14 protein-coding genes and 3 pseudogenes are annotated in these 16,947 nt (G+C 64.4%); 13 read left to right on the top strand and 4 right to left on the bottom strand.

Annotated elements, in window-relative coordinates; all coding sequences use genetic code 11:
* Positions 1-186 precede the first annotated feature (186 nt).
* On the top strand, positions 187-1,278 hold the full coding sequence (locus CD04_RS0105650; RefSeq protein ID WP_031404886.1) for an IS630 family transposase: 1,092 nt from the start codon (positions 187-189) through the stop codon (positions 1,276-1,278).
* A 47-nt stretch (positions 1,279-1,325) separates the two neighbouring features.
* Positions 1,326-1,829, top strand: a pseudogene (locus CD04_RS0105645) (winged helix-turn-helix domain-containing protein); the annotation flags it as partial.
* 15 nt (positions 1,830-1,844) lie between these two features.
* On the opposite strand, the gene CD04_RS0105640 reads toward CD04_RS0105645, so the two are convergent.
* Positions 1,845-2,795 (bottom strand): IS110 family transposase, encoded by a 951-nt coding sequence (locus CD04_RS0105640; RefSeq protein ID WP_369792815.1) that lies wholly within the window; start codon positions 2,793-2,795, stop codon positions 1,845-1,847.
* Positions 2,796-3,030: 235 nt separating this feature from the next.
* Between CD04_RS0105640 and CD04_RS0105635 the strand changes: the two are divergent.
* The 3 genes and pseudogenes from CD04_RS0105635 to CD04_RS0105625 all read left to right on the top strand — a co-directional run.
* Positions 3,031-3,567, top strand: a pseudogene (locus CD04_RS0105635) (IS630 family transposase); the annotation flags it as partial.
* An 80-nt stretch (positions 3,568-3,647) separates the two neighbouring features.
* A pseudogene (locus tag CD04_RS21440) lies at positions 3,648-4,787 on the top strand (IS630 family transposase).
* Positions 4,753-5,049, top strand: coding sequence for a hypothetical protein (locus CD04_RS0105625; RefSeq protein ID WP_031404880.1), 297 nt, complete (start codon positions 4,753-4,755; stop codon positions 5,047-5,049). The pseudogene CD04_RS21440 and the gene CD04_RS0105625 overlap by 35 nt, the downstream one beginning before the upstream one ends.
* Positions 5,050-5,070: 21 nt before the next feature.
* Here the strand turns inward: CD04_RS0105625 and CD04_RS0105620 are convergent, their stop codons facing one another.
* Both CD04_RS0105620 and CD04_RS0105610 read right to left on the bottom strand, forming a co-directional pair.
* Positions 5,071-5,637 carry a YSC84-related protein gene (locus tag CD04_RS0105620; RefSeq protein WP_031404878.1) on the bottom strand — a complete coding sequence of 189 codons (567 nt, stop codon included), beginning with the start codon at positions 5,635-5,637 and terminating at the stop codon, positions 5,071-5,073.
* Positions 5,638-5,883: 246 nt separating this feature from the next.
* Complete coding sequence (locus tag CD04_RS0105610; protein ID WP_051848960.1) at positions 5,884-6,303, bottom strand: HIT family protein; 420 nt, start codon at positions 6,301-6,303, stop codon at positions 5,884-5,886.
* A gap of 284 nt (positions 6,304-6,587) precedes the next feature.
* On the opposite strand from CD04_RS0105610, the gene CD04_RS0105600 reads away from it, so the two are divergent.
* The 8 genes from CD04_RS0105600 (at position 6,588) to CD04_RS22480 (ending at position 16,160) form a co-directional block, all read left to right on the top strand.
* The gene (locus tag CD04_RS0105600; RefSeq protein WP_051848959.1) at positions 6,588-8,384 is read left to right on the top strand and encodes a patatin-like phospholipase family protein; all 1,797 of its coding nucleotides are present in this window, start codon (positions 6,588-6,590) and stop codon (positions 8,382-8,384) included.
* Positions 8,385-8,777: 393 nt separating this feature from the next.
* Entirely contained in the window at positions 8,778-10,139 is a 1,362-nt protein-coding gene (locus CD04_RS0105595; protein WP_051849229.1) for a class I SAM-dependent methyltransferase, read from the top strand.
* A 1-nt stretch (position 10,140) separates the two neighbouring features.
* Positions 10,141-11,010 (top strand): ferritin-like domain-containing protein, encoded by an 870-nt coding sequence (locus CD04_RS0105590; protein WP_197033033.1) that lies wholly within the window; start codon positions 10,141-10,143, stop codon positions 11,008-11,010.
* 49 nt (positions 11,011-11,059) lie between these two features.
* Positions 11,060-11,914 carry an oxidoreductase gene (locus CD04_RS0105585; RefSeq protein WP_031404866.1) on the top strand — a complete coding sequence of 285 codons (855 nt, stop codon included), beginning with the start codon at positions 11,060-11,062 and terminating at the stop codon, positions 11,912-11,914.
* Between the two features lie 332 nt (positions 11,915-12,246).
* Positions 12,247-13,005, top strand: a complete 759-nt coding sequence (locus CD04_RS0105580; RefSeq protein ID WP_031404864.1) for a metallophosphoesterase — start codon at positions 12,247-12,249, stop codon at positions 13,003-13,005.
* Between the two features lie 184 nt (positions 13,006-13,189).
* The gene (locus CD04_RS0105575) at positions 13,190-14,479 is read left to right on the top strand and encodes an RNA-guided endonuclease TnpB family protein (RefSeq protein WP_031404862.1); all 1,290 of its coding nucleotides are present in this window, start codon (positions 13,190-13,192) and stop codon (positions 14,477-14,479) included.
* Between the two features lie 14 nt (positions 14,480-14,493).
* Entirely contained in the window at positions 14,494-15,357 is an 864-nt protein-coding gene (locus CD04_RS0105570) for a metallophosphoesterase (protein ID WP_038167510.1), read from the top strand.
* A gap of 8 nt (positions 15,358-15,365) precedes the next feature.
* A complete protein-coding gene (locus CD04_RS22480) occupies positions 15,366-16,160 on the top strand; it encodes a metallophosphoesterase (protein WP_051848958.1) in 795 nt (264 codons plus the stop codon).
* Between the two features lie 159 nt (positions 16,161-16,319).
* Here CD04_RS22480 and CD04_RS0105560 read toward each other — a convergent pair whose 3' ends face one another.
* Positions 16,320-16,937: a protein-L-isoaspartate(D-aspartate) O-methyltransferase gene (locus tag CD04_RS0105560; protein ID WP_051848957.1), complete on the bottom strand. Its 618-nt coding sequence runs from the start codon at positions 16,935-16,937 to the stop codon at positions 16,320-16,322.
* Between the last annotated feature and the right edge of the window lie 10 nt (positions 16,938-16,947).

Raw genomic sequence — 16,947 nt, 5'->3', positions numbered from 1 at the left:
GAAGGGGAATGCGCGAGTATGTGTTCACTTGGATACTTGGCTCTATATTGGCCTTGATCGGGACCCTAGGGTCCCGATCAAGGCACTGCCTGGGCGTTCCGCCTAGTGTAGTGAATTATTCTTAAGTGAACTTAATGTCTTGCTGCATCTCCAATGTTTTACTGTGGACTGGCGTGGAGAGAGCGAGTGCGAGTTGCCCCTGAGATTGTTTTGACCAATGAGGAGCGAGCCGAGTTGACGAAGCTGGCTCGTTCCAAGCTCACCAGCGTGAGGCTGGCGCAACGCGCACGCATCGTGCTGCTGGCTTCGCAGGGCATGCAGAGCAAGGAGATTGCCGCCGAGCTGGGCATTGGGCGAGTCCAGGTCTCGCGCTGGCGCGAACGCTATGCCGAGTTCAGGCTTGCGGGCATCGAGCACGACTTGCCGCGCGGGGCACCGCCGGTGACTGTGGATGTGGCGCGCCTCATCGAACTGACCACCCAGCGCAAGCCCGAGGCGGCCACGCACTGGAGCACCCGAACCCTGGCCGCCGAGTTGGGGGTCAGCGCAGCCAGCGTCTCGCGGCATTGGCGCAAGAACGGCCTGAAGCCCCATCTGGTGCGTGGCTTCAAGGTCTCGCGCGACCCGAAGTTCGTCGAGAAGCTCGAAGACATCGTGGGGCTGTACCTGTGGCCGCCCGAGCACGCCTTGGTGCTGTGCTGTGACGAGAAGAGCCAGGTGCAGGCGCTGGACCGCACACAGCCTGGGCTGCCCCTGAAGAAGGGGCGTGCGCAGACGATGACGCACGACTACAAGCGCAACGGCACGACTACGCTGTTCGCGGCGCTGAACGTGCTCGACGGCCAGGTCATCGGCCAGTGTCAGCAGCGCCACACCCACACCGAGTGGCTGAAGTTCCTGCGGCAGATCCACCGCGAGACGCCCAAAGGCAAGACGCTGCATCTGATCGCCGACAACTACGCCACGCACAAGCATCCTGCCGTACAAGCTTGGTTGACCAAGCATCCGCGATTCAACATGCACTTCACGCCGACCTCGGCGTCGTGGCGGAACAGGGTCGAGCGCTTCTGCCGCGACATCACCGTCAATCGGCTGCGCCGCGGCGTGTTCACCAGCGTGCCGCAGTTGATCACTGCCATTGATGAGTACGTTGCCCATCACAACACCAAACCCAAGCCGTTCATCTGGACCAAGAGCGCTGCCGACATCCTGCAGAAGGTCATTCGTGCCAACAGTCACTTAAGTTCTAAACAGAATGCAACACTACACTATAGATAAGGCCCAATAAAATATGAACTTTCAGCAAGTTTTTTGATCCATTGATGATGGAAAAAGAAAACGCAAGAAAGCAAACACTGGAGCAACTTCACGAGCGACGCAAGCAAGTCGTGAGGTTGCACAAGCGGGGCGTCAAGATCATGCAGATCGTGGACATGACGGGGCTGAGTTACCCGTCGGTTCGAGCGGCCATCGACTTGTACGAGGCTGGCGGCTGGAGCGCCATCCGGCCGACTCGGCGGGGACGCGCCAGAGGCGACGGTCGGGTGCTCAGTCAAGCGCAAGAAGAGACGATCCAGCGCATGATCATTGACACACGTCCCGAGCAACTCAAGATGGACTTCCATCTGTGGAGCCGCGCTGCGGTGATGCAACTCATTGAACAGGAGTTCGACATCAAACTGCAGGTGCGCAGCGTTGGAAAGTACCTCACCCGCTGGGGCTTTACGCCGCAAAAGCCCATCAAGCGAGCCTATGAGCAAAGCCCCGCGGCGGTGCAGGCTTGGCTGGAGGGGGAATACCCCGCCATCGAGCAGCGCGCCAGGGCTGAGTAACCGTGTTGAAAGTCAAGCAGTGAAAGGCTGATTTTGAGCGTTCAGATGGTCCCGGGTGATGGCGTTGAGGTGGGTGATCAGCTTGCGCATGCAGGCGATCAAGGCCACTTTCTTGAGCTTGCCTGCGGCCACCAGACGCTTGTAGAAGGCGCGAATGGCGGGGTTGAATCGTGTGGCGGTGAGCGTGGCCATGTACAAGGCACGTCGCACCTCGAAGCGCCCGCCGGTGATGCGTCGTCGGCCTCGGCTGGACCCGGAGTCCTTGGCGTAGGGGGCCACGCCGACCAAGGCACAGATCTGGCGCCGGTTGAGCCGCCCCAGTTCAGGCAGTTCAGCGATCAGGGTTGCGGCAGCGATGCGGCCGATCCCGGCCACGCTTTGCAACAGCTTGGCCATCACGGCATGATGCTGTTCGACATGGCGGACCATTTCGGCATCGACGTCGTCGAGCTGGCGGGCAATCGCCTCGAGCAGGGCATCGATACTCGGGCGCGTCACCGGGCGGGCCAGGCGCAAGCGCTGGCGCTCGGACAACTGCATGGCCACGAGCTGGCGCCTGCGGGTGACCAGGGCTGCGAGATCCTGCTGCTCGGGCTCGCTCAGCGGACGCACGAAGCGCTCGCAGTCGGGGCGCTGGGCCAGCACGGCAGCGAACTCGGCCAGGGTGGCCGCATCGATGCGGTCGGTCTTGGCCAGGCGCTGCATCGCACGAGCGAAGTCACGCGCCATGCGCGGGTTGATGACCGCCACACGCAGACCCACTGCTTGCAACGCGCACGCCAGCGCCGCCTCATAGCCACCGGTGGCCTCCATCAGCACCAGCCCCGGCTGCAGCTTCACCAGGGCGTCGGCCAGGGCGGAATGCCCCTCGGCATCGTTGCTGACATGAGCCAGCTCCGATGGCAAGACTGCTCCCAGGCAAGCCACATCGACATGCGCACTGGCAACGTCGATGCCCACCATCACGGATGATCCAGACATGGTCTTCATATCCCTTGCCTGTGCATGCGAGCAGGCGAAACGCCGATCAACGAACCGTTCGGGCGTCAGGAAGACCAGCACGGGGTCCGTGCGCAATCGACTCAGCCACGAGCTGGCGAGCACGCTCGCCGACTCCAGGGCGTTTCAGGCTGCACGATCCGGTCCGGTCACCTCAACGGTGATTAGACTGCACCGCGCTGATCTGGTTTAAACATACAAGGGCGCGGAAATTCACTGGGGAGACGAAACCGCGCTGGTCAACACGGACGTGCGCGGCAGAAGCTTTGCCCCTGCGGGCAAAACCCCGGTGGCGATGGCGGTGGGCGGGACGCGCCAGAAGCTCTCGATGATCGCCACGGTCACCAACCAGGGCAAGACCCGCTGGATGATCATCGACGAGGCGTTTGACGCCGACAAGCTGATCGAGTTCTTGCAGGCGTTGATCAAGGATGCAGGCAGGAAGGTGTTCCTGATTCTGGACAACCTGAGGGTGCATCACAGCAAGTTGGTGAAGGCGTGGGTCGCCTTGCACAACGCGCAGATCGAGCTGTTTTACCTGCCCAGTTACAGCCCCCAACTCAACCCTGAGGAGAGGCTCAACGCCGATCTCAAACAGGAAATGGGCAAACGCGTGCCGGTGCGAACCAAGGCCAAGTTACGCGAAGCTGCCAACGACCACATGGCGAGGCTGGAACAAAACCCGCAGCGTGTGATGAGCTACTTCCAGGACCGGCGCGTTCGCTACGCAGCTTAATACTTCACAGGGCCGGAGCAATAGTACAGCATCCCCTAAATAACGTGACAACAAAATGGGCATGAAGTAGACTGTTTGCCATGAGTCGTGAGCGCGTGGCGGCAGTGATCAAGTTGTCGAGGAAGGATCAGGCGAAGCTGCGAGAGACGCTGCGTCGGGGCACGGCGCCGCAGCGCGACGTGCTGCGAGCGCGGATCGCGTTGATGCTCCACGACGGACACACGATCTCGTCGATCGCATCGACGTTGCAGGTGTCGCGGCCGACCGTGATGCGCTGGCGAGAGCGGCTTGCGCAATCGGGTGTGGAAGGCCTGCACGAGGGGCTGCGCCCGGGCCGACCTCGACAGATTGACCCGGCGCAGCGTTTGCAACTGCTGGCGCTAGCGTGCGAGACAGGCGAGGATCGCGCCGGGGCGCTGCCGACGCTGGATGAGCTGTGCGTGCGCGCCGTGGAGCGAGGCGTGGTCAAGCACATCAGCCGTAGCCATTTGCAGCGCATTTTGCAGGCTGGCGACGTGCGGCCGCACCGCGTTCGGCAATAGTTGCATTCGCCCGACCCACAATTCCGCGAGAAGGTCAACGCGATTTGTGCGCTGTACCGGCGCGCGCCCAAGGGCAGCGTGGTGCTGAGCGTCGATGAGAAGACCGGCATCCAGGCCGTCGAGCGCAAGCATGTCGATCGCCACGCGCAACCCGGGCGACTGCGCCGCTACGAATTCGAATACATTCGCCACGGCACGCAGGCGCTGACCGCGGCGCTGGACGTGCATAGCGGCCGTGTGCTGGGGCGCTGCACCGATCGCCGCACCCAGGCCGACCTGGTGGCTTTCATGGAAGACGTCGCGCGCGCGCATCCCAGCGGGCCGCTGCATGTCATCTGGGACAACCTCAATACCCATCGCGCCTGGGGCGTGTGGCAGGCGTTCAATGCCCGACACGGCGGACGCTTCGTCTTTCACGACACCCGGCTGCATGCCAGCTGGGGCAACCCGATCGAGTTGCTGTTCGGCATCTACGCCCGCCGGGTGCTGCGCCGTGCCAGCCACATCTCGGTGCACCATCTGCGCAGGCGCACCGAGGCCTTCATTGCCCAGCGCAATCTCGATCCGCGACCGTTCCGCTGGACGTTTGCAGGCTTCGAGTGGCAAACTGGGGAGCCTAGGCATCACGTCCATCGCTCTCGCCATGACCGCACCCCTTATCCCCGACCGCGCCAGTGAATTGCAGGGCTTGCTCGCCAAGTTGACGGGGCACGCCGCCGCCCGAGTGCGCCGCTATGGCAAGCATCTGCTCATCCAGATGCAGCATGACGAATCCCTCGACACCGTCGCCCGATTGACCCAGACCGGAACCAACCACTACGTGGCTGCCTTCCGAACCCATTCAGGGCGCTGGGAACCACTGCCCGCCTCCGGCAACCTGCGCCAAACCGCCGAGATCGTGGTCACCATCCTGGCGCCATACCTCCATCCAGAGACGTAACGCTATTTAGGGGATGTTGTACTAGTGCTTCTTGATCTGCGAGATTTTTGTGCCTTCGATGCTGAGGCTCACCATGAGTCCCTTCTGGTCAAAAATGAACGCGTAGGCGTCGTCCTGCAATGTGGTGGAGGACAAGTTGCGGCCCACGCCCTTATCCATCACGGCAACCGTCGGGCCCACGCCAATTTCCCAACCATCGGATTTGTGAAGGTACTGAAGGGCCTTGTCGTTCATCAGGAAGACCACGTAGCCGTAGGACTGGGCGCCGGCTTGCCAACCCCAGGATGCCGAGACGGAGTTGTAATAACCGTCCACCCTGGAGTCCTTGAACAGGACGCCTTCGCCATAAGCGCCGCCAAAGACCAGCCCGGCCTTGATGATGCTCGGAAACACAAGAATGGCCTTGGCCTGTTTGGAAATCGCGCTGGCCGCGGGGTCCGTTTTGTAGAGCTGGTCCAGGGCTTGCCTGGCATTCTGGGTTAATTCTTGTGCGGTTTCTGCCTGGGCGCCGGTGGACCATAACGCCAGCGGCGCGATGACCGCAAGCATGAGAAAAGCATTGCGCAAAGCGCGTTGGATGAAATGCATGACAGTTTCCTTGATGCGGCTAAGAAGCCATGATTGACTTTTAAGCGTTGCCATGCTGCTTATAGTCCATCCCATGGCCAAAGTCCAATGGCATGGCAACGCCGAGTTTGCGTACGACGCGGCGTACCCATGTGGCTCGGGTTGGAAAACCCATTGGATCGGCGCGCATGGCCTCCAGAGCCCTGGCGAGGCGGCATGGGGATTCGAGACACGTGGGCACATGCGCATCCGGGCGGGCCCGCAAGGCTAGCGCGGCACGAGAAAGTGCTGAGCGTATCGGCCTTGGAGGTCAGCCAGTTCGTCCGCCGCTGCGCTCTTCACCGACCCATTGAGGATGCGCTCGGACGTGAGGTCATGCGCGTCGTGCAACGGCACCACGTGGACATGGGCATGGGGGACATCAAATCCCGCCACGAGCAGGCCGACTTTAAGAGGGTTGAACAGCTGGCGCTGCGCGTCAGCGAGCTGCTTGGCCAGGGCGAAGATGTCATGGCGCTCGTCGTCGGTCAGATTCCAGAAATCCGGCTCGTGCCGCCGGGGAACGATGAGGGCGTGGCCGGGCCTGATGGGGCGGATATCGAGGAAGGCCACTGCGGAGGGGGTTTGCAGGAGGGTCGACGTGCCGGACGAAGCCGTCGCGATGCGGCAAAAGGGGCAGATGCTCATTGGCGGTCAGGAGAAGGTCTGATACGGTGTGGCCATGGCCGATGCGGGCGCGCGCCAGACTGCGAATTGCAAAAAACCGTTGCGCACTGGGGTGGGGATCATTGTGCACGAGACACGTGGGGTTGCCAATGGAGAGGGTTGGCGAATCGGCCAACGCAGCGCGCGCGCTGGCGGCCGGGGCTTGCGTGCGCGGGCACGGGCGTTTGGCGCGTTGCCGCAGGCAGACGCGTGGCGCAGGACCACGCGATCCACGGTGATTGCCGGGGTCGCGGATCGGAACGGCCATGCCGCACGCTGAAGGCGCAAGTGTTTCGGACTCCATCGCGCGCACGGCCATCTTCGGTGGGCTGCATCCCGAGGTTCGCGATGCGCTGCTGCCGTATCTCGAACCGCTGGAGCTGGCCGGAGGCCAAACGCTGTGCCGGCAGGGGGAGCCGTCGGACGCGCTCTACGTGTTGTGCTCGGGAAGCCTCGGCGCCTTTGGCCCGGGACTGTCCACCGACCGCGAGCGCCTTCTGGGCGTGATCGCTCCGGGTGAAATCGTGGGCGAGCTCGGATTGCTCACCGAGCAGCCCCGAAGCGCAACGGTGCGCGCCCTGCGTGACTGCACCCTCTTGAAACTGTCGCGCGGGGACGTCCTGCTGCGCGTGATGCGCGCGCACCCGGAGGCCCTGGTGGGCACCTTGCGCCAGATTGTGGACAGGCACTTGCGCAACGACAGGGGCGAGTCGCTGTCGCCGGCCCGCACGTTCGCCCTGCTGGGCTTGGATGCATCGGTTCGCCTGCGTGCCACAGCCGAGCAGCTGGCGCAGGCGCTTGCCCCCTTCGGGCCGGCTGCCGTGATCGATGCCAGCCTGGGCCGCGCTGGCGATGCGGCGTGGCACAGCCAGCGTGAGCGCGAGCACCGCTTCGTGCTTTACGTGGCGGGGCCCGACGATCCAGCATGGCGGGCCACCTGCCTGCGCCAGGCCGACCAGGTCGTGATGGTGGCGCGCGCCGATGCGACCCCCGCGCCATGGCCCGATGCGATGTGTCGTTCCGGGGTGGATACTTTGCACCGCGCACGGCATCTGCTCCTGCTGGACGATCGCGCCACCCCGGCAGCGGGCAATGCGGCGCGATGGCTTTCGCAGTTCGATGGCGAGGTGGCATTGCACCATGTGCGCGGGCCGGCGGATCATGCGAGGGTGGCCCGGCACCTGGCCCAGCGCGCCACCGGACTCGTGCTCTCAGGTGGTGGCGCGCGCGGGTTCGGCCACATTGGCGTGGTGCGCGCCTTGCGCGAGCTGGGCCAACCCATCGATGCCGTGGGGGGCACCAGCATGGGGGCCATCATTGCCGCCGGCGTGGCCTGCGAATGGGATGATGCGCAACTGCTCGAGCAGATGCGCCAGGCGTTCATCCGGGGGCATCCGCTTCGGGATCTGACGCTGCCGCTGATCGCCTTGACGCGGGGTACGCGCGCCACACGCTTGCTGCGCCGCTCGTTCGGGTCGCGCGACATCGAGGATCTCGCCATCCCCTTTTTCTGCGTGTCGGCCAATCTCACGCGTGGCAGCGTCGATGTGCACACGCGCGGCTCCCTGTGGAAATGGCTGCGGGCGGGCGCGGCCATTCCGGGCCTTCTGCCACCCCTGCTGGACGCCGGGATGGTGCATGTGGATGGCGCCGTGATGAACAATTTGCCCACGGACGTCATGCGTGACCGCGGTGTGCATCAGGTCATTGCCGTGGACATCAGTGGCGATGATGCGCTGCCCGCGACCTTCGAAGACGTCGCGCTGCCGACGTTGCCGCGTTTGACCTGGGAGTGGCTGCACGGGCGGCAGTGGCCGAGCCTCTTCGCCATCCTGGTCAGAGCCGCGATGGTGCAAAGTGAAAGGAGCAGCGAGGAGCGGCGCAAGCTGGCCACCTGGGTGCTCACCCCCCCGCATGGGCAGGTCGGCCTGCTCAACTGGAAGGCCTACGAACGCGCCATCGAAAGTGGTTATGCGTACACGATGCGGCACTTCGAAACGCATGGGACCGCGCCCGCAGCGATGCCCTCGGGCGCGAAGCGCATGCGCCCGTCAGGGGCTTAGCGGCAACTTCGGCTCTCGGTGCGCCCGGTGTACTGGACGGAGCCGACGCGCGCCATCGCGGGCGGTGCGGTTGTCGGCCGGCGTGGCAGGCGTGCCCACGCCCGGGACGCGGGTGTGCGACGTGCCGTTACGGAGTGTCGGAATGGGCAGTTCATGCACGCATGCGCAGTCGGAGCTATGCTTGTATGAAGCTAGGGTATTCCAGAGGGTGGGCTGTGCCGGTTGGCGCAGGCCATCCATGGACGGATCGCGCGCGCCAGGATTGTGGTCGCGGTCAAGGGGCGCTGGGCCGTCCGTGGCGTCTGGAGTGTCGAGGACGACACCGCCTGGACGTGGATGGGGCCTGGCCTGCCGGTGCAGGGCTGCTGCACGATTCACCGAGGGAGGCACCACGTGGAATCGCTTAACCGCCTTTGGCTGCAGTCGACCGAGCAGCGGCTGGCAAGTCTGCCGCTGTCTTGCGCAGTGCAGCTTCCCGGGGGCCAGCGGATCGGCGCTGCGCAACCCCGACTGCAACTCATCGTTCGGGACATGCGCGCGCTGTTGCATCTGGCACGTGGTGCGATCGGGCGTGTGGCCGAGGACTACGTGGAAGGCCGCCTGGACATCGAAGGTCGACTGCGCGACTTGATGGCTGTGGCGCCTGCACTTCTCGGCCGTGACCCCACGCATGAGCGCGCGGGTCCGGTGCAGCGCATGCAGCGCGCGCTGTGGGAGCGCATGAGCCACACGCAGGCGCGTGACGCGGCACAGATTCAGCATCACTACGACGTCTCGGACGATTTCTACGCGCTGTGGCTCGATCCCCTGCGTGTGTATTCCTGTGCTTATTTCCTGGACCCCGGCATGTCACTGGCGCAGGCGCAGGAGGCCAAGCTCGAGCATATTTGCAGGAAGCTGCTGCTCAAGCCCGGGGAGCGCTTCATCGACATCGGGGCCGGATGGGGCGGCCTGCTGCTGTGGGCCGCCGAGCACTATGGGGTGGATGCCACCGGCATCACCCTGTCGAAGAACCAGCACGCCTACGTCAACGGCCTCATTCAGAAAAAGGGACTGCAGGGGCGCGTGCGCATGCTGCTGCAGGACTATCGGGATGTGGACGAGAGCGAGGGCTTCGACAAGGTGGCGTCGGTGGGTATGTGCGAACACGTCGGGCGTCTGAACCTGCCCGTGTATTTCGCCAAGATTCGTCGCTTGCTCAAGCCGGGCGGTCTGGTGCTCAATCACGGCATCACGGCTGGCGGCACCGATAACGCCCAGCTTGATGGGGGCATGGGGGATTTCATCGAAAAATACATTTTCCCCGGTGGCCAGCTCGTGCACGTGAGCGTGATGCTCGATGCGATGGCGCGAGGCAACGTCGAACCCCTGGATGCCGAGTGCCTGCGACCGCATTACGCGCAGACGCTTTGGCACTGGGCCGATGCGCTGGAGGCGCATGAGGGTCAAGCGCGCCAGGTCCTGGGGGCGGATGCCGACCGCGTCATCCGTGCCTACCGGCTGTATCTGGCCGGCTCAGCCATGAGCTTCGAGCAGGGGTGGATCTCGTTGTTCCAGATCCTTGGCTCCCGGCCCGACGGTGTGGTGCAGCCCCGCGAGCCAGCGACAGGCACACTGCGTGCCACCCAAAGCGTCTATCCGTTCAATCGCAGCTACATGTATGGGGACAAGGCCACAGGAGACGCAGCGGCTCCCGCGCCCGCGCCCGGGGACGGCTCTGTCGAGCAGGCTGCTGCGGCCGAGACGGAGGTCTGACATGACAACCCCGACGGATTCGAGGCCTGCCGAGGAAGCGGCACCGTCCAGTGCTGTGGAAGGCAGCGGGCACGGCATGCGCTGGCATTGGCAGGATCTGGACTACGCAAGCATCGATGCCGAGCAGGTCCGGGGCAGCGATGAGCTGTTCCTTTTGCTGTGCAGTGCGTCGTTCATGGAAAGCGGCAGCAGCACCTACACACGCAACCTGATCGAGTACTTCGCGGATGATCCACCCGTTGCCGCATGGCTGAATGATCAATGGGAGCCCGAGGAGCTGCAGCATGGCCGCGCGCTGAAGGCCTATGTGCAGCATGTGTGGCCGGAATTCGACTGGGACGCTGCGTATGCGGATTTTTTCAGCGAATATGGCAAGCTGTGCACCGTCGAGGAACTGGAGCCCACGCGGGGGCAGGAGATGGCCGCGCGCTGCGTCGTCGAGATGGGCACGACGACCTACTACCAGGCGCTCAATGCCGTATGCAGCGAGCCGGTGCTGCGCGACTTGACCTGGCGCATTCGCACCGACGAGGTGCAGCATTACAAGCACTTCTACCACTACTTCCTGCAGTACCGGCAGCGCGACGGGCTCAAGCGCTGGCAAGTCGCCGCGTCGCTCTGGCGCCGGGTGGCCGAGCTGCGCCAGAGCGACGCGGACGTTGCGCTGCGCCATGCCGTGTCCTGGCGTTTCGGCCATGCGCCCCAGGACTATGAGGCGATGAGCAAGCGGGTGTTCGCCATCATGGCACACGAGTATCCCGTCGAATTGGCCGTGCGCATGGTCATGAAGCCCCTGCAATTGAGCAGCCGCCTGCAGCGCTGGACCGAGCGACCTGTGGCGGCGCTGACGCGTCGCCTGCTGCTGCAGTGAGATGCGCTGGCATTGCTTTTCCTGTTAACAACAATGGAGGACTTTGACGATGATGCGTCGCGATGATCCGGTGTGGCTGATCACGGGCTGCTCCACAGGCTTTGGGCGTGAGCTGGCCAAGCTCGTGCTCGCACGAGGGTGGCGCGCGGCGGTCACCGCCCGCGACGCGTCGAAAGTGACCGACATCGCCGAAGCTCACCAAGACCGGGCGATGGTGCTGCCGCTTGACGTCACAAAGCCTGCCCAGATCGACGAAGCGGTCTCGGCGGTGAAGCGCAAGTTCGGGCGCATCGACGTGCTCGTCAATAACGCCGGGTACGGCTATCTCGCAGCGATCGAGGAGGGTGAGGACGAAGCCGTGCGAGCGATGTTCGAGACCAACGTGTTTGGCCTCATCAACATGACCAAGGCCGTGCTGCCGATCATGCGCGAGCAGCGCAGCGGCCTGATCGTGAATGTGTCATCGATCGGCGGCATCACGAGCTTTGGCGCGACGGGGTACTACCACGGGACGAAATACGCGGTGGAAGGCATTTCCGAATCGCTGGCGATCGAGGTCAAGCCGCTGGGGATCGATGTGCTGATCGTCGAGCCGGGGCCATTCCGGACCAACTGGGCGGGGCCTTCGATCAAGGCGTCGGCAACCCACATCGATGCGTATGACGCGACGGCCGGCGAGCGCCGCAGACAGACGGCGGCGCGCAGCGGGAGCCAGGCCGGTGATCCGGTGCGGGGTGCGCAAGCCATCATTGATGCAGCGCTGTCGGACAATCCCCCGTTGCGCTTGCTCCTGGGCGAAGCAGCGCTCAAGCTGGCACGGCAGAAGCTTGACGCGATGCGCCGTGATTTCGATGCATGGGAGTCCACGACCATTGGGGCCGATTTTCCCCGCGGCGAAGGCTAAAGGCGTGCTCGGCGTGCGGGTGGGGCAAGCGGCAGATCCGCGAAGTCGAGTGTCTTGCCTGGGCAACATCGAGCGGGCCGGGCTTGCCAAGTGCGCCGTGTTATGCAAAATGAGAGGCTATGAACGCGTTGCACTGCGCATCCCTGTTTTCCCGCCGGCCCCTAGGGGGCGAATGGGTGACGACGGCGGCCGTCAAAAGCGGCCGTGCCGGGGCTTGCGCGCAAGATGAGACGACCCACTAAATTTCGGCGTACCGTCTCCCACAGCAAGCCCCGCCGATGCGGGGTTTGCTGTTTTGGGACGGCCCCGCGTGGCGACAACCAGGAACCGCCATGCGCATTCACTTACTCTCCGACATCCATCTCGAAATTGACGCCCCAGGCTATGTCTACGAACCATCGGTGCTCGATGCGGACGTGACCATTCTGGCCGGGGATATCCACAAGGGCGAGCACGCGGTGAACTGGGCGCGCTCCGCGTTCCCCGGGCGCGTGCTGCTGGTGGCCGGAAATCATGAGTACTGGCGCGGCCATCTGCAGTACACGCAGCAGAAAATGCGCCTGGCTTCCGACGACCGCGTGCGCTTCCTGGAGCGCGATGAGGTGGTCATGGACGGCGTGCGTTTCCTCGGGGCAACGGCCTGGACGGACTACACGGCTACCGGCAACCAATTCGAGGGCCGATACGAAGCAGCGCGCTCCATGCATGATTTCATGCGCATCCGCGCCGCCAACTGGCGCAGGATCCGACTGTCGGACATCGAGATGATCAACAAGATCACGAAGGCCTGGCTGCAGCAAAGGCTCGCCGAGCCGTTTAGTGGCAAAACAGTGGTGATCACGCACCATGCGCCGAGCATGCTCAGCGTGCGGCCTGGGGCCGAAGGCGCACCCGCAGACGTCAACCATCTGGATGCGGCGTATGCGAATGCGTGGGAGGATCTGATGGGTCCCCCCGTGGATCTCTGGGTGCACGGGCATACGCACGATCCGGTCGACCATGCCGTCAGGGGCACGCGCGTGGTGAGCAATCCGGTGGGCTACGTCCCGGAGAGCACCGGGTACAACCCGTGGCAGACGATCACTCTGTGATGGCCACGCACACGCAGGTTTGCGCCGGACCCATCGGCCGCTAGACATGAACACATGCCCGCGCATTCCCCTTCCTAGCCCGGCCCGACGCACAGCGTCGCATAGGCGAAGCCGTCCGGGCAGGAGGGGGTCAAGCGGGCGGTTTTCGCTTGTTGTTCCTCGCCATGCTGGATAAAATACCAGCATGCAACGGCGCAAAGTCACGCTCAAGCTGTATCCCAATGCCGCGCAAGCTGCGCGGCTTGAGGCGTGGACGCGGCTGCACTGCGAGTTGTACAACGCGGCGCTGGAAGAACGCATCGACGCCTGGCGCAAGGCCAGGAAGTCCATCTCTTACTACGACCAGCAGAACGTCCTGCCGCAGATCAAGGCGAAGCGGCCTGAGTTCATGGAACTCGGTAGCCACGCGCTGCAGCAAACGCTGCGGCGGCTGGATCTCGCATTCCAGTCGTTCTTCCGCCGCGTCAAGGCGGGGCAGACGCCCGGATTCCCGCGATTCAAATCCAGCAAGCGGTTCTCGGGTTTTGCCTATCCCGATCCGGTTGGGTGGAAGCTGATGGAGCACGGCGGCCGTGGCGCAACCCTGCGCATCGGCAGCGGCGAGGCCGCCCTGTCCATCCGGGCGCGTGGGCAGCATCGTTTTGGGATTGATGCCAAACCCAACGACATCGCCCTGACACGCCGCAACGGTCAGTGGTTTGTGTCGGTGACGCTGCGCGTGCCCGATGCGGCCTGTGCGCGCGAGCGCACCGCCGACATGCGGCGTGGCGTGGATTTCGGCATCACGGACTGGGCCACATTTGACGCGGGTCCGCCCATCGCGAACCCGCGCTGGGTGCGCGAGGCGCTGCCGCGCCTTGCAGTGCTGCAGCGCCAGCGTGCACGCAAACGCAAAGGCTCCGTGCGATACAAGCGATTGAGCCGCGGCATCGCGGTGCTGCATGATCGCATCGGCAACCTGCGCCGGGACTTCGTGCACAAGGAAACAACCAAGATGGTGCAGCAATGCGCCGTCCTGGCCACGGAGCAACTGGCTCCGAAGACCATGAGCCGCAGCGCGAAGGGCACGGTGGATGCGCCGGGCCGTCGCGTGCGGCAGAAGGCCGGACTCAACCGCGAGATGCTCTCGGCGGGGTTCGGCATGGCGCATCAGATGCTGGCGTACAAAGCGGAAGAAGCTGGTACGCGACTGCATCTGAGCAACACGCGCCAACTCAAACCGTCGCAGCGCTGCGCGGCGTGCTGGGAACGCGTTCCCAAGACGTTGGCGCAGCGTGTGCATGTGTGCCCGCACTGCGGGCACACGGCCCCGCGCGACCGCAACAGCGCGTTGGTGGTGCTCATCGACGCGCACAACACGCAAGACACGCCTGGGACGGGCGTGGCGGCGAGACCCAAACCTCTGCCCCGGCAACGGGGCAAGTCCAGGTCCGTGACCCGCGAAACCCCCACGACAGCGCCGTCAGGCGCTTAGTGGCGGGAGAGTTCATGATTCAAATTTTTTCTGATCTGCACACCGAATTTTCCGCCTTCACGCCGAGCATCGCAGGCGGCGTGGACGCTGTCGTGCTGGCGGGCGACATCGGGTCCCATCCCAGGATGCTGCACCGGTGGGCAGCCTTGTGCGAGAGTTCCGGCGCCGATCTGGTGTTTGTGGCTGGGAATCATGAGTTCTACGGTCGCCATCACGAGCGTGCGCTACTTCAGTTGCGAGAGGAAGCTGAAGCGGTGTGCGGGCCGATGGCCGGCCGCGTCCACGTGCTCGAACACGACGCGGTCGTGATCGGCGGCGTGCGCTTTCTGGGCGCAACCGCGTGGACCGATTTCACGGCATGCGGCGATGCTCCCGAGCGGGTGGCCGAGGCGATGTTCGAGGCCAGACTGTGCATGGCCGATTTTGGGGAGATTCTGGTTGGACCGGTCCAACGCATCTGGGGCGGCCGCGCCCAGGCCCGCATGACGCCGGAGCATCAGGCGGCCTTGAGCCGCGCGGCACGCGCCTGGTTCACCGAGCGCCTGCTCGAGGCCTTTGAGGGGCCCATGGTCGTGGTGACGCACCATGCGCCCGCGCTGGCCTGCATCGACACCCCCATGCACCGCGCCAGGTTTCCCGCAAACCTGCTCGATGTCGCGTATGCCAACAGCTGGGATGGCGTGGGCAGGCAGGGTGAGCCCGCGCTGCTGGGTCCTGCGTGCGAGCTGGCAAGGCCCGCCGACCTTTGGATCTATGGCCACAGCCACGTTGCAGGGCATCTGCAGCACGGGCACACCCTGTGCGTGTCGAACCCGCGCGGCTATCCCGGGGAAAACGGCAGCACCGGGTTCGATCCGCTCTCGACCTTTTCGCTGTGAGGCATCCCATGTCCAAGAAGACGAAATACGCTCAGCCGCATGTCATGGCCTGCGAGTCGCAGGCTGAAGTGGGCGCGGTCTATCGACGCTGGCTCCAGTCCCAGGCCCCGGATGCCAACGGCACCATGCGTGCCGTGACTCGCGAGAGCACCCGACAGGCGTTTGCCCTTGTGATGGAGCAAGCCGGTCGCCAGCCCGCCGTGGAGGCCTTCCTGGCGCACTGGCAAGGCGGCGGGCGCACGTGGTTCTGGAGCGACTTGCATATCGGCCATGCGAACATCATCCGGTTCTGCTCTCGCCCCTTTCCTGATGTGCAGTCGATGGACAACAGCATGCAGGCCATGGCCTGCGCGGTTGGCATCGAACCCGCAGACTGGGTCGTGTTCCTGGGCGATCTGACCTTCCGCGATGATGCGGCCACGCGCGAGTGGCTCGCACCGATCCCGGGCTCCAAACTGCTGGTGCTCGGCAACCATGATGTGTTCGAAAGCAACACGCGCCCGCGCAATCCGCTGCGCTGGGGCCTCGATGCCGTGGTGGATTGCCTGGAGATCCCCGCGCGCGCGGGAGTCCCCGCAGGCATCGAGCGCCTGTGGCTCACGCATTACCCGATCCTGAACGGCCTGCCTGCGAGCGTGCTCAATCTACATGGGCACACCCACGACAAGGAAGTCGGCCTTGCGGGGACGCACCGAAACCTGAGCGTGGAGATGACGGGGTACGTGCCGGTTCAGATCGACCGGTCAACTGGACCGGGCGGCGGTCCATCCGCCGACGCTCTGGCCGTGAGCCGTGGGCGATGAGGCGCAGGCCTCGCGAGGCAGAGGACGCATCGAGGACGCCGTGGCTCGACCCGGCCTCTGGCCGTCTGCGCAGGCGCTGCGCCCCGGCTCAGGGTGCAGGCGCCGCCTGCAAAGCCGATCGGCGCAGGGCGCGGCGAGGGCCGGGCGCGGATCCCGTGATCAAAGACGGGCAATATGGTCCCGTTTGAATTCGGTCTCCGACAGGCGCGTGACGCGGACCATTTCTTGCACCTCCTGCCCAGTGCCCATTGGAATGACGAGACGGCCACCGATGTTGAGCTGTTTTTCAAGCGTCTGGGGGATGGCAGGACTGCCCGCGGCAACCAGGATGGCGTCGTAGGGGGCATGATCCGCCCAGCCGTGCGTTCCGTCCCCATGCAGGACGTGCACATTGCGATAGCCGTGGTCGGCCAGTGTGGCGGCCGCCTTCTCGGCAAGCTGTCCGACACGCTCGACGGTGTAGACATTATTGGCAATACGGGACAGCACTGCTGAGCTGTAACCCGAGCCGGTGCCGATTTCCAGCACGGTTTCTCCGCCTTTGAGTTCGAGTGCGGCGATCATCATCGCGACGAAGTAGGGGGCAGAAAACGGATGCCCCTCCTGGCTTTGCAAGGGGGTGTCCTCGTAGGCGAGTTCGCGCAATTCATCGGGAAGAAAGGCCTCGCGGGGCACAGCGCGCATCGCGTCGAGAACGAGCGGCGCCTGGACCCCACGGTGGGCGATCTGATGCTGGACCATCGCCTCGCGGCGATTCGCAAAATCCGTCTTGGACATTCGTTACTCC

The organism is Thiomonas sp. FB-Cd, assembly GCF_000733775.1.
Lineage (GTDB): Bacteria > Pseudomonadota > Gammaproteobacteria > Burkholderiales > Burkholderiaceae_C > Thiomonas_A.
This window is presented reverse-complemented; position numbering and strand designations above follow the sequence as displayed.

Bases quoted from the DNA above. Each gene is read 5' to 3' on its own strand.
- CD04_RS0105640 (WP_369792815.1), bottom strand. From the start codon at position 2,795: ATGGTGGGCATCGACGTTGCCAGTGCGCATGTCGATGTGGCTTGCCTG.
- CD04_RS0105625 (WP_031404880.1), top strand. From the start codon at position 4,753: ATGACCGCACCCCTTATCCCCGACCGCGCCAGTGAATTGCAGGGCTTG.
- CD04_RS0105620 (WP_031404878.1), bottom strand. From the start codon at position 5,637: ATGCATTTCATCCAACGCGCTTTGCGCAATGCTTTTCTCATGCTTGCG.
- CD04_RS0105610 (WP_051848960.1), bottom strand. From the start codon at position 6,303: ATGAGCATCTGCCCCTTTTGCCGCATCGCGACGGCTTCGTCCGGCACG.
- CD04_RS0105600 (WP_051848959.1), top strand. From the start codon at position 6,588: ATGCCGCACGCTGAAGGCGCAAGTGTTTCGGACTCCATCGCGCGCACG.
- CD04_RS0105590 (WP_197033033.1), top strand. From the start codon at position 10,141: ATGACAACCCCGACGGATTCGAGGCCTGCCGAGGAAGCGGCACCGTCC.
- CD04_RS0105585 (WP_031404866.1), top strand. From the start codon at position 11,060: ATGATGCGTCGCGATGATCCGGTGTGGCTGATCACGGGCTGCTCCACA.
- CD04_RS0105580 (WP_031404864.1), top strand. From the start codon at position 12,247: ATGCGCATTCACTTACTCTCCGACATCCATCTCGAAATTGACGCCCCA.
- CD04_RS0105575 (WP_031404862.1), top strand. From the start codon at position 13,190: ATGCAACGGCGCAAAGTCACGCTCAAGCTGTATCCCAATGCCGCGCAA.
- CD04_RS0105570 (WP_038167510.1), top strand. From the start codon at position 14,494: ATGATTCAAATTTTTTCTGATCTGCACACCGAATTTTCCGCCTTCACG.
- CD04_RS22480 (WP_051848958.1), top strand. From the start codon at position 15,366: ATGTCCAAGAAGACGAAATACGCTCAGCCGCATGTCATGGCCTGCGAG.
- CD04_RS0105560 (WP_051848957.1), bottom strand. From the start codon at position 16,937: ATGTCCAAGACGGATTTTGCGAATCGCCGCGAGGCGATGGTCCAGCAT.